Origin of the sequence: cyanobacterium endosymbiont of Epithemia turgida isolate EtSB Lake Yunoko, from assembly GCF_000829235.1 — a bacterium.
GTDB lineage: Bacteria > Cyanobacteriota > Cyanobacteriia > Cyanobacteriales > Microcystaceae > Rippkaea.
Genome location: NZ_AP012549.1, coordinates 1,644,962 through 1,658,136 on the forward strand (window position 1 = coordinate 1,644,962; position 13,175 = coordinate 1,658,136).

Annotated in this window: 9 protein-coding genes; 7 read left to right on the forward strand and 2 right to left on the reverse strand. The window is 34.6% G+C overall.

The features are described from left to right. The first annotated feature begins 1,371 nt into the window (after positions 1-1,371). The 3 genes from recA (at position 1,372) to ETSB_RS05065 (ending at position 4,095) form a co-directional block, all read left to right on the forward strand. Positions 1,372-2,415: a recombinase RecA gene (recA, locus tag ETSB_RS05055; protein ID WP_044106685.1), complete on the forward strand. Its 1,044-nt coding sequence runs from the start codon at positions 1,372-1,374 to the stop codon at positions 2,413-2,415. A 93-nt stretch (positions 2,416-2,508) separates the two neighbouring features. Continuing rightward, entirely contained in the window at positions 2,509-3,216 is a 708-nt protein-coding gene (locus ETSB_RS05060) for a LapA family protein (protein ID WP_044106686.1), read from the forward strand. A 60-nt stretch (positions 3,217-3,276) separates the two neighbouring features. Then, positions 3,277-4,095 carry a carbon-nitrogen hydrolase family protein gene (locus ETSB_RS05065; RefSeq protein ID WP_044106688.1) on the forward strand — a complete coding sequence of 273 codons (819 nt, stop codon included), beginning with the start codon at positions 3,277-3,279 and terminating at the stop codon, positions 4,093-4,095. Here the strand turns inward: ETSB_RS05065 and ETSB_RS05070 are convergent. Continuing rightward, positions 4,088-4,579: a crossover junction endodeoxyribonuclease RuvC gene (locus ETSB_RS05070; protein ID WP_044106689.1), complete on the reverse strand. Its 492-nt coding sequence runs from the start codon at positions 4,577-4,579 to the stop codon at positions 4,088-4,090. The genes ETSB_RS05065 and ETSB_RS05070 overlap by 8 nt on opposite strands. 2,352 nt (positions 4,580-6,931) lie before the next feature. Between ETSB_RS05070 and groL the strand changes: the two genes are divergently transcribed. The 3 genes from groL to ETSB_RS05085 all read left to right on the forward strand — a co-directional run bounded on the left by groL (position 6,932) and on the right by ETSB_RS05085 (position 11,733). Then, the gene (gene groL, locus ETSB_RS05075) at positions 6,932-8,635 is read left to right on the forward strand and encodes a chaperonin GroEL (protein ID WP_044106690.1); all 1,704 of its coding nucleotides are present in this window, start codon (positions 6,932-6,934) and stop codon (positions 8,633-8,635) included. 286 nt (positions 8,636-8,921) lie between these two features. Next, positions 8,922-10,373, forward strand: coding sequence for an efflux RND transporter periplasmic adaptor subunit (locus ETSB_RS05080; protein ID WP_044107635.1), 1,452 nt, complete (start codon positions 8,922-8,924; stop codon positions 10,371-10,373). A 142-nt stretch (positions 10,374-10,515) separates the two neighbouring features. Continuing rightward, a complete protein-coding gene (locus ETSB_RS05085; protein ID WP_044106691.1) occupies positions 10,516-11,733 on the forward strand; it encodes an ABC transporter permease in 1,218 nt (405 codons plus the stop codon). Positions 11,734-12,617: 884 nt separating this feature from the next. Here the strand turns inward: ETSB_RS05085 and ETSB_RS09945 are convergent. Beyond that, positions 12,618-12,779 carry a hypothetical protein gene (locus ETSB_RS09945; protein ID WP_171816411.1) on the reverse strand — a complete coding sequence of 54 codons (162 nt, stop codon included), beginning with the start codon at positions 12,777-12,779 and terminating at the stop codon, positions 12,618-12,620. Between the two features lie 82 nt (positions 12,780-12,861). Here ETSB_RS09945 and ETSB_RS09950 point away from each other — a divergent pair, with 82 nt between their 5' ends. Continuing rightward, a complete protein-coding gene (locus ETSB_RS09950; protein WP_171816412.1) occupies positions 12,862-13,023 on the forward strand; it encodes a hypothetical protein in 162 nt (53 codons plus the stop codon). Positions 13,024-13,175 lie beyond the last annotated feature (152 nt).

The window sequence follows — 13,175 nt, forward strand, 5'->3', positions numbered from 1 at the left end:
ATTCTGGAAAGATATCCCTTTAAATTTGATAATCGTAGATTTTACTGAACTATCTTCACTCAAACACCAATCTGATAGCTCAAATTTAATTATCTGTAACTCTCCTTATGTGCCCCATCACTATATTATATAAAACCTGATAACAAAATATGGCTACAGAAGTTAATTTCTCCGTTTTTGTCATTTGTGGATACAGCAAGGAAAATCTCAAGATAACCAATTCACAGTAAGTTTATAGATGTCAACTATGGTGGAGCTGTTAACAAATATTTGTTACAAAAAGTAACTCTTTTTCGAGTTCATAGATTTAAGTCTAAAGATATCGAGTTCGATGAATGTATTTGTTTGGAGTAAAATATTTCTTTTTTTAAATAAAAGAAATATTTTACTTTGTAATAATAACTATTTTAACCAAATATTTTTAATCTATTGATTTATTATTGTTGGATAGTGAACATAAATAAACTCTTCTGTTATTTCTAAATATCCATAGCAATCCTAAAAAAATGGTCTTTTATATTTATTTATATGAAAGCTTTAAATTACAATTTTCTACATTGTTTAAAATTACTACATGAGGAATTTAATATCATATACTTTGTGACAAAAATTTACCTTATATCTTACTAAGTATACGATATATACTCTCTTATCAAATCAAGTCAAATCAAGAAAAGTATTTGTTATTAACAAATACTTTTCTTTTTAAAAAAATAAAAAATAACTCAATTAGAGTATTTATATTGATACAAATTAAATCTAGTTTTCTCAATAAAAGTCGTTGTCTACACTACTTATTTTTGTACATATTTTGGACATAAAAATGCTAATAAACTTATTTTTTTGATGTATTAAACCTTCATCTAGTGCTAAATACAATAATGTTTATTTACTTTTATATTTTTGTAATATTTTTGTATTGTATAAGGTTTATTTCAGACATATAAAATATGGGAGATCCTGAAAAGAAAGCAAACATACTTTTATTCAAAACATAAAAGTATGTTTGCAGAAGAGAATTACATGAGTTTAAATCTTATGAATTAGCAAGTACAAATACTATTTTGATAATTAATTATATACTTTTGTAGTTTAAACCAACTAAGGTAATTGAGTGCAGTCTATTTAAATAATATAACAGCAAATGCCTAGCCCTTTATTCAGTTTTAATCTATTAAAAGTTTTTGAAGTTATCTGTTATCTATCTGTTTCAGAATAACTTCAGGATTATGCTCATTGTCGATATCATTTTAAATAATAAAAACTATAACGAAATTGTCATATTTAGTGTCAGCTACTAGAAAAAACAGCTACAATGTACAGATATTCTTGTACTATAAATTTTTGTTCTAAAAACTTTTTGAGGCGTTAATGGCTACTATAATTAATAATCCTGACAAAGAAAAAGCCCTAGACTTAGTTCTTAATCAAATTGAACGAACTTGCGGTAAAGGCTCCATCATGCGCCTAGGGGATGCAGCGCAGATGCGGGTAGAAACCATCCCCAGTGGATCATTAACGTTAGATTTAGCCCTAGGAGGAGGATTCCCTCAAGGACGAGTAATTGAGATTTATGGACCTGAAAGTTCTGGAAAAACTACTCTCGCTCTCCATGCGATTGCCGAAGTCCAAAAAGCCGGAGGGGTAGCGGCTTTTGTCGATGCAGAACATGCCCTTGATCCCGCCTATTCCCATGCGTTAGGAGTAGATATTAAAAATTTACTTGTTGCTCAACCTGATACCGGAGAGTCAGCTTTAGAAATTGTTGATCAATTGGTTAGATCCGCTGCCGTTGATATAGTCGTGATAGATTCTGTAGCCGCCTTAGTTCCTCGTGCTGAAATTGAAGGAGAAATGGGGGACACTCAGGTGGGGTTACAAGCTCGCCTTATGAGTAAAGCTCTACGAAAAGTTGCTGGAAATATCGGAAAAACAGGTTGTGTCGTCATTTTTCTGAACCAACTACGTCAAAAGATAGGAATTACCTATGGTAGTCCTGAAGTTACTACAGGAGGAAACGCTCTTAAATTTTATGCCTCAATCCGTTTAGATATTCGCCGTATTCAAACTCTTAAAAAAGGTAGTGAAGGAGAGTACGGAATTCGAGTCAAAGTTAAAGTTGCTAAAAATAAAGTCGCCCCCCCTTTTCGTATCGCTGAATTTGATATTATCTTTGGTAAGGGAATTTCTCGCATGGGCTGTACGCTAGATTTAGCTGAACAAACCGAGGTCATCAGTCGTAAAGGAGCATGGTACAGCTACAATGGAGATAACATCTCCCAGGGACGAGAGAATGCGGTTAAATACCTTGAAGAGAATCTAAAAGTTGCGGAAGCTATCGAGCAGCTAATTCGAGAAAGACTCGAGTTAGGTTCTCTGAGTTTTGCTGTCTCCAAAACTGATGAAGAAGAATAAAAAAACTAATATTAAATAATATTAAAGATAGGGTAGGTTAAGCTCCTGCTCACCTTTCTGGTCAGCAACCTTGTCATTCAGAAATGATATTAGATGAAGTTATTATTCACGTTATTAATTATAGTTTCAACTGTTGTTTTTCTCATTCAAAATCAGCAGGCTGTAACTCTTTATTTTATAGGTATAAATGCCAAAACTGCCTTGCTTACTCTAACATTACCTGTAGGAATTTGGGTGATTTTGTTTATTATTTTTGGAATTTTAACCAGTTTAATAATACAATTTTTAAATCAATTTTCTAAATCATTTTCTCTTAGAAACTTTAACTTTCCTCCTCAATCCTCTCAATTCTCAGAGTCTTCCCCTTCTTCAAAAAAAGCCGGTTGGGGAAACCAGTCTCAAAGGAATTGGGGAAAAATAGAACAAGACTTTGAGGAAGAAGATGGTTGGGATATTGAAAACCCCCCGACAAAACCCACATTTACTCGTGAAAAATTAGAACGAAAACTACAAGAAGAGGAAGAGCAATCGACAGTTTTTGAGGTTCGACAGCCCCCTAGAAAAGCTTTTCATAAAGGTTCAATTTATTCCTACATATATCGTGAATCCCACGACCCTAAAGACAGCCCACTCTTTCAAGAATCGGTCAAATCTCCCCCGAAAAAACAGGATACTCTTGAGTTAAGAAATAAAACAGTAGACCAAGTTTATGATGCTAGTTACCGCGTTTTGACTCCTCCTTATCGTAATGATCAAGAGTCTTCTAATTTTGATCAAGAAGAAGATCAAGATTGGATATAAGGAACTTTAAAAGTTAAAATATAAGTCTACGTTGCATCTTCAATATTATTAACTGAACTGATGAAATCCTATCTTGCTGCAGCTATTCAAATGACTAGTCAGCCTAATCTCCAAAAGAATTTAGTTGAAGCCGAAGAACTAATCGAATTGGCTGTGCGTCGGGGGGCTGAGTTAATTGGACTACCAGAAAATTTTGCATTTTTGGGTAAAGAAGAAGAAAAATTAAAGGAAGCGAAAGTCGTTAACGAAAAATCTCAAAAATTTCTCAAGACTATGGCGCAACGCTTTCAAATTACGATTTTGGGGGGAGGCTTTCCCGTACCTGTGGAAGGAAATTCTACCAAAGCTTACAACACTGCCATCTTAGTTGATTCTTCTGGAACAGAAGTCGCTCGTTATCAAAAAGTTCATCTGTTCGATGTAGATCTTCCTGATGGCAATACATATCGCGAGTCAAGTACAGTCATGGCGGGACAAAACTTGCCTAATATCTATCCTTCTGAGCAATTTGGCAATTTAGGACTTTCTATTTGTTACGATGTTCGCTTTCCTGAAATTTACCGTCATCTATCCCATCAGGGGGCTGATGTTATGTTTATTCCAGCCGCTTTTACCGCCTTTACGGGCAAAGATCACTGGAAGGTATTACTTCAAGCTAGAGCTATTGAAAATACCTGTTACGTGATCGCCCCTGCTCAAACTGGAAATCATTACGAACGACGGTATACTCATGGACATGCTTGTATTGTCGATCCCTGGGGGACAATTTTGGCTGATGCGGGACAAAAAGAAGGAATAGTAATCGCAGAAATTGACCCTTTCCGTATTCAACAGGTACGTAGACAAATGCCTTCTCTGCAACATCGTGTCTTCATTTAATATTATTGATTAGTCCACATAAAGCAGCATAGGCAATGGCAATTGCATCTACACTATCATCAATGGGAAGTAATTCTAATCCAAATAAATGACTTACGATCTGGGCCACCTCTTTTTTGGTAGCTCGTCCGTTTCCCAAATGACATTTCCAACTTGATTGATGGAGAAAGATAGGCTCGATTTTTACTTCACGATAACTCACTAAATTAATCACTCCTAGAGCCTGCATTACACCACCTGCGGCTTTAATTTTACGGTCAAAATAGGGCATCTCAATAGCAATTCTATGGGGTCTAAATTCTCGGACTAACCCTACTAAATCTTGTTCAATTTCTACTAACCGTTGAGAGGTTGATAAGGTTTTTGGAGTTTCAATAATCCCATAGTCAATCAATAGAGGATGATTTGATTTTGTTTCTTGTAAAATTGCCCATCCTATAATTGCCAATCCTGGATCAATTCCTAACCAAATTAGTTCAGACATAATTGAATAAACATGACTTTTGAGAAAAAATTCATGTTTTATTTTGATTAAAAATTAGTGTTTATTACCTTACCATCATTGAGTATTAGGGCAGCTCTTGCTCAAAAATTCTAGACTCAAGGAGTAGAGATCGCATCATCAACTTATAGCGTATATCGCTTACAGAAAATTACTGATTAAATTGATTTTTCAAAAGAAAGAATACTAATTTTTTTTAGGGGTGTTACCCAATAGTAAAACTGAAAAGAAGTAGTATCTACTATAGAGAATAAATTTAAACATATTAATATGGCTGTTGTCAATACTTGATAGTGATTAAAAGGTAATTGAGAAGATATTTCTCTAGAAGATCATCAAAGATGATATAATGTTGATTTATTAAAGGTCTTATAGACTATTTATGCATTCTTAGATAATTTCAAACAAACTAAAGGAAGACTAGTTATTATAAGTGCCGTAAAAAGTTATTTTTATTGTAAAAGAGATTATCCTTACAGTATAAGTAAATTTATTTTAATAACTTTATACCAAATCAGATTAAATAAATTTAATGAGAAAATTAATTTTATATTTATTAAATAAAAAATTAACAATAACTATAAAAAACTTTAAATTTTAATATTAAAATTTATGTAATTTTTTGTAATTTTAGTAAAAATAATTCATCAATAATATCAAAGATTTCATGATTTTTATAATTAATAACTTGAGTACATATTAATATTCGATAATCAATACGATTGAAAGTCTTGTTTTATTAAGTAGCAAAGCTTTTAGTCATATATCGCTACTAATCCGAAGATACCGAAAATAAATGATAAAAGTTTAGATAGAAAATAGTGCTTTTAACTCATAATTAATTCGTCTTATTAAGTTAATGTATAGTCAATATTTCAAATGAATATATAGTTTTAACACATCAAGATTAGTCAGTTAAACTTAGAAAATTATAGTGTTTACCTTGTGTAAATTTTAGAAACCAAAAGTAGTAGTTATTCCTAACTTTATTAGAGAAGTGACGATTAAAAAAGATTTAAGTAAAGACTTCCAAGTTTTAAAAGCTAAAAATTTATTGAGTAATTTAAATAAATTGTACAAAAATTATGACAGAGCAGCTAATTTTTTAAAAAAATTGTAAAGTTCGTTATTAACGACTAATTAGTTAGTTCATTGATAATAAATAATCTTGTATTTAATTTTTTTTATAAACATATAGTTGATAGTTAATGTAGTTGTAAATTTATCAATATTACTTTCTCTCTTTTTTAAAAGAACAGGAACTTTGAATGTTTTTATATACTCTATAATTCTATGTTTAATATAAAAAACATTAATTACTGAAGAATAAATAAGTTTAATTTACAATAAAAAGTACATAAATTTAAATCAAGTATAATTCATTAATTTTTAGTAAAATCATATATCATATAACAAAAAAAATTTAATTAATACTAGTTTAAGTTTGTTATATATTTTTTATAAATAATTTTAAATTACAATAAATGCTATCATCTTTATGATAGAAATCACTAAATTGTTAGGGATAAATACCAAAAATTTTTGTTTTGGGAACAAGAAGAAAAAATTCATGACACGAGAACGGCTTAAGGTCGTCATTGGTTTAGTCTGAATAAATTGTTTAGGTCTCAAGTTGAGTCTATCTAAAGTTTTAATACACAAGTGATTGTTCTTAACAACCCTAAAAATGAGTCTGCTTAAGATGAGATGACCAAAGATTTTAAGAAATGTGATTGACTTATTTAACTCTCAAATCAGAGAAACCCCTAACTAAACAAACATGAAAACTCCTTGAAGCGTTAAAAACTATTCCTCAAAACTTTGAAAAGTTTGATGAAGATTAAGGCATTTTTTTCGCAAAGGTAAGGGACGTGCTACAAGTTCGCTAAAGAATATTTAGAGATTCACTCTTTTTCCCCTATTGATATTTTCCTCATCGTGTTCCGTTATCTCTACAATAAAGGTGAGGAAATCCCTCCCCCAGTTATCAGCAAATCCAAACAATTATTATTTCAATGACGGAATTGTTAGCACTCACTCCTATTGAGTGCTAAATTGACATAAGTAGGGTTAAACCGTCCCGAAGAATATTCACTCAGGACAACCTTGTTAAATTCAAACTATAAAATTTGGATTTCTAACTCTAAATCAGTTCTGAGTGTAGAGCACTGCGCATTAAAGTTAAAACATTGGCACAAGTATTGGTATAAACAAACAGCCAATTCTGTGCCCTTGGTATTTTCTAAGTAGGCGTAGCGGCATAGCTCACCTGAAGCTTTCTAAATCAGGGGAGTTGTTAGTATCAAGAGTCACCAAAATACCTAAGAAAAAATCATGGCAAAAATTGTTTCATTCAGCGATGAATCGAGACGGGCATTAGAGAGAGGGGTTAATGCCCTAGCTGATGCAGTTCGCATTACATTGGGTCCCAAGGGACGTAATGTCCTACTCGAAAAAAAATTTGGAGTTCCCCAAATCGTTAACGATGGAATTACCGTCGCTAAAGAAATTGAACTCGAAGATCCCTTAGAAAATACAGGGGCTAGACTTCTTCAAGAAATAGCTTCTAAAACTAAGGAGGTGTCCGGAGACGGAACCACAACTGCTACCATTATTGGTCAAGCCTTAATTCGGGAGGGGTTGAAGAATGTCATTGCTGGAGCCAACCCGGTTGCCTTACGGCGTGGCATCGAAAAGACCACAGCTTATCTTGTCAAAGAAATTGGAATGGTGGCTAAACCAGTAAAAGGAGAGGCAATCGCTCAAGTAGCTACTGTCTCGGCTGGTAACGATGTCGAAGTCGGCAAAATGATCGCCTTAGCAATGAATAAAGTCACCACTGATGGGGTGATTACTGTGGAAGAATCCAAGTCCCTAACTACCGAATTAGAAGTTGTAGAAGGGATGCAAATTGATCGTGGTTATCTTTCTCCCTACTTCGTCAGTGATCCTGAACGGCAACTGGTAGACTTTGAAAAACCTTTGATTCTGATTACCGACAAAAAAATCAGTGCAGTCGCCGATTTAGTTCCCATTCTTGAAAATGTTGCTCGCGCTGGCAGTCCTCTACTCATCATTGCAGAAGACATAGAAGGAGAAGCCTTAGCTACCTTGGTCGTTAATAAGGCTCGCGGGGTTCTCAATGTAGCAGCTGTTAAAGCTCCTGCCTTTGGGGAACGCCGTAAAGACGTCCTTCAAGATCTTGCCATTCTAACTGGTGGTAGCGTAATTTCTGAAGATGTGGGGTTAACTCTTGATGCGGTTACTATCGATATGTTGGGAAAAGCCGCTAGAGTGACTATTGAAAAAGATAATACCATTATTGTTGCTAGTGGCGAACATAAAGCTAAAGTTGCTGTTGAGAAACGGGTAGCCCAACTTCGTAAACAACTAGAAGAAACTGACTCTGACTACGATAGCGAGAAACTTCAAGAACGAATTGCGAAATTAGCTGGAGGTGTAGCCGTAATCAAGGTGGGAGCCGCCACTGAAACGGAACTAAAAGATCGCAAACTTCGTATTGAAGATGCTCTCAACGCAACTAAAGCTGCAATTGAAGAAGGCATTGTTCCAGGGGGTGGAACCACCTTAATTCACTTAGCTAATAAGGTTGTTGAATTCAAGGCGACTTTGACCGACCCCGAAGAGCAAGTGGCAGCAAAAATCTTCATAAAAGCGTTGGAAGCCCCTCTGCGTCAATTGGTAGATAACGCTGGACTTGAAGGGTCAGTTATTGTTGAGAAAATCCGCAACACAGAGTTCAATGTGGGTTATAACGCTATCACAGAAAAGTTTGAGGATATGATTGAAGCGGGTATCCTTGACCCCGCCAAAGTTGTTCGTTCTGCTTTACAAAATGCCGCTTCTATTGCTGGTATGGTATTGACTACTGAAGCGTTAGTAGTCGAGAAACCTGAACCCGAAACCCATGCAGCCCCCGATATGGGCGGCATGGGCGGCATGGGCGGCATGGGCGGCATGGGCGGCATGGGCGGCATGGGCGGCATGGGCGGCATGGGCGGCATGGGTATGATGTAATTCCCTAAGCTCTCAAGGTTCAGTTCCCCATCTTACATAATTTTATAAAGAGAGATGTTCTTTTGAATGTCTCTTTTTCTTTTGGAAAAAAACACAATTAATTTTTAACTTTTGGAAAAAATTTAATTTTAAAAATGTTAATTAGTGATTAACCGTCTTTTAGGGTTGATTCCTCAAAAGTCTCTTGAGCAAGGTTTGTTCTGTTATCAAGGAGAAGAATAGGAGAAACGTTAGTATAGTGGGAACAACTCTTTATCTTTCGTTTGTTTTTGTACTAGTAGTCCCTATGGAAGTTCCTGTAATTGGTAAGTTAAACAGTCCCCTCCCTCTGATTTTAGCCCTGATGACTGGGGGCATCATCTTAGTCGGCGGCATGACCTACAGAATAGTTGAAACCCCAACTGCTGAAATTGAACTGAATGACTTAACCGTTGTGGTCAAACGGGAAACCTTGGCAGTAGAAATTGAAGCAAGTGGAACACTAGAACCTATTGAAAGTGTCAATCTTAGTCCGAAAAATCCAGGGAGACTACTAAAATTATTGGTACAACAGGGAATGCCTGTTAAACAAGGGCAAGTTCTTGCTGTCATGGAAAATACAGAGGTTCAAGCCCAAGGAAAACAAGCTCAAGCGAATTTTCAAAAAGTAATCGCTGAACTCGAAGCAGCTAAAATTACTATCCCTAGTGAAATTAACCAAGCTCAAACTCGACTTATGCAAGCTGAAGCTCAACTTGAAGAAACTCAAGCGAATTTAGCACGAGCTCAACAGAGAATCCCAAGATATATTGAGCAAATTAAGGCACAAATATTGGCTGCTCGTTCTCGCACTCAATTGGCAGCTTCGCGCGTAAAGCGCAATGAAGAATTAATGAAAGAAGGGGCAATTACCCACGATAGTTTTGATGAAGTGATTAGCGACTATCATAATGCCGAAGCAAATTTGCTCGAAATTACCCAACGGCTCGAACAAGCTCAAAACACAGCTAACCCAGAAATTAGTCAACTACAACAGGATATTATCCGATCTCAAGCTGCCGTTACTGAAGCAAAAATTGCTTTTGAAGAACGGAAAAAAACAGCTGAGGCTGAAATCAGTCGCCTAGAAGCTTCTGTAACTGCCGCTAAGGCAGAATTAGAAAGAAGGATGATTCAATTCCAAGACACAGCTATTCGCGCTCCTTTCGACGGAATTATCACGCGAAAATATGCTAATGTTGGCGCATTTGTTACCCCAACTAACTCGGCATCTACTTCTATTTTGGCTTTAGCGCGAGGGTTAGAAGTAGTGGCCAAAGTTCCAGAGATGGATTTGGGGATGTTAGAAGTAGGACAACCGGTCAAAGTGATTGCTGATGCCTATCCCGATAAAATGTTTCAAGGAAAAGTGATTCGTATTGCCCCAGAAGCAATTATTGACCGCAATGTCACTTCCTTTGAGGTCACTGTCGGGTTAGTGACAGGACGAAATGAACTTAAGTCTAAAATGAATGTAAATGTTACTTTTTTAGGAAAGCAACTGAGTAATGCTCTAGTAGTTCCCACTATAGCTATCGTTACCCAAGAAGGAAAAATAGGAGTCATGGTTCCTGATAAAGAAAATAACCCTCAATTTAAACCTGTTACTATCGGTATGGTTTTAGATGAAAAAACCGAAATTCTTTCTGGATTAAAGTCAGGAGATCAAGTTTTTATTGATATTCCTTCTAATAAGAAAGACAAGAAATCTCAATCTTAATGACCAGAGTTCTAAGTATGACTAGGTTCTGCTACGTAACAGAGTTATGACTTGTTAACACAAAAATAGTAGTTTTAGACTTCCAATATCGATTATTAGTTCACACATTGTATTGTGTCAAGCTTAAGTATTAACTATTCAGATGAATATTTTAGAAAACTTTAAAATGTCAGCAGCTATGTTAGCTGCTAATAAATTACAAACTAGCTTAACTATGCTAGGGATTATTATGGGCAATGCTTCTGTGATTGCTACTATTGGTTTAGGACAAGGATCACAAAAACTTGCTAACGAACAATTAAAGTCTTTAGGTCCTAATATTCTGTTTGTTATGCCGGGTAATCAAAAAAGCCGTCAAACAACCTTTAATGTTCCCAAAACACTTGTTTGGGAAGATGCACAAGCTATTGCTTCCCAAGTGTCTACCATCAAGGCAGTCGCCCCAGAAATTAATCAACGTCAGTTAATTTCTTATAGAAATCGAAACACTAATGTAACCCTTGTTGGAACGAACTCTGAATATTCATCCGTCCGAGACTTTCCAGTAGCAATAGGACGGTTTATTAACCAAATTGATCTTAAACGTAATCAACGAGTAGCTGTAATTGGTTCAGAAATTGCTGAGAATTTATCTCTTTTACGTTATCCCATTGGGGAGAAAATTAGGATTAATAATATCAGTTTTGAAATTATCGGAGTGATGGAACCTAAAGGGTCTTTTTTTGGGATTAACCAGGATGAAAGTATTATAATTCCCTTAACAACTATGGCTAATCAAATTGTCGGGCAGATTTCCCCTCATGGGGTTGCTTTAAGTGTAATTCATATAGAGGCAAAGAGTACGGATACTGTTCGCGCTGCTAAATTCCAAATTGAAAATTTACTACGCCTGAGACATCAAATTACGACCGAAGATGATTTTGGAGTTCGAACTTCTAAACAAATGATGTCTATTGTGAAAACTATTACTTCAGGATTAACAATCATGTTAGTTGGTATTGCAAGTATTTCTTTAATTGTTGGTGGTATTGGCGTAATGAATATTATGTTAGTTTCTGTCACCGAACGCACCCCGGAGATTGGACTTCGGAAGGCATTAGGCGCAACTCAAGGAGATATTCTAATTCAGTTTTTGATTGAAGCGGTTATTATCGCCATTTCCGGAGGAGTTATTGGAATTATGTTAGGTGTTAGTATTTTAGTATTGGTTGGACTGATGTTTCCCTTATCTCCTGTCATTGCTTCCGAAACTATTTTTCTGTCTTTAGGTATTTCTGGGGGAATTGGTTTAGGCTTTGGGGTAATTCCAGCACAACGGGCAGCTAAACTTGATCCTATTGTTGCTTTAAGAAGTTCTTAACAGTTCAAGAAACTTAAGTAATTTTTAAAAAATGTAAAGTTTTACTAAATCTGTCATATAAAAATAAAAAATATAAAGGTAAAATCTGATTGTTAGCAATAAGCTAATCAAAGCCTATACTTTTTCTACAAATAACATTGTAGCAAGTCTTTTGTTTAAATCAAATTATTCTAAACTCAACATTTTCACTTTATTTATATCTATGGAATCAAATACTTAATCTAGTTTGATCAATGAAATTATAAGTTTAGAATAAATCACTATTGATCCTTATTAGATTTTAAATTAGATATAAATAGTTTAATTTATTAAATAAACTTAACAGTAACTTGTATCTACTGTCATTAAAATACCAGAAAACCTCATCAAAATAATGAATTAACTATTAGAGATTTACCTTGAGCAGAGAAGGCAGTCTATCCTAAGATTAATTGTCGTCAAATAAAATGTAATCAATATAAAAAAAATATATTCCCAAAAATATAAGAAAAAAATTTTCGAAGAGCTTCTAAAAAAAAATGTTAAACATGTGGTCAAAAGTAATGAAGTTAGTTAAAAATAAATAGAAACAATGCTTAAATGTTACACTCACTGAATATAGTTTAAGAAAATTTTTCCATAGTGCCACTTATTTTATCAGCCCAATTCCTCATCCATACTCAGATAACAAAGTTAAAAAGTTTATTTTTTTAACTATTTGTTACGACCCACTATAGGAAAATTTTAGAGGAAAAATATTGATTAACAGTATTTTTTAGATAACTCAAATTCAGATTATTGGGAAAACAACTTTTAGTAAATGAACTACATAAACCAACAACCACCTCTCTTCAAGAGAACCCATTGTTGATTGATAGTCAGTGGATAACTCAGTCAAAAACACTTTAGTTTAGATTAACCGTTTCTATGAGAAAGACTAGATCATCAATGGGAGCAGGGGCAGCCATATCCGAAGGTAAAAAGGCACGAATGCTGACGAACACCAGGGCAACCAAAAATATCAGGATAATAAGAAACGGAGCAACATATTGGCGAAAAAATGTCATGGTTATGAGTGAAATAGGTCAAAATTTTAAAATAGAAAGAGCTTATACTTGATTAACATTGTAAGTAGCAACCATAAAATGATTGACAACTATCTTGTTTTATTCTCCTCACGGATATATCTTAAAACAGATAGAAACAGAACAATTTAGTTATGTTTATAGTGCTGTTAATCGTCAAACAGGAAGATTTATCGCCTTTAAGAACCTCCATACTCAATGGTTTTATGCTCATATATTTTTGTGATAATTCTCTCGTTTAGTTAAGTCTGCGCCAGATTAACATTGTGTATTGTCAGACCTTAAAACACCATAACACAGCATAGGACGTTGTATGCTGACGGATTACCTTCAAGGAAGAACCTTACTGTACTTAATGAATGTAGAAGAAAACCTCAG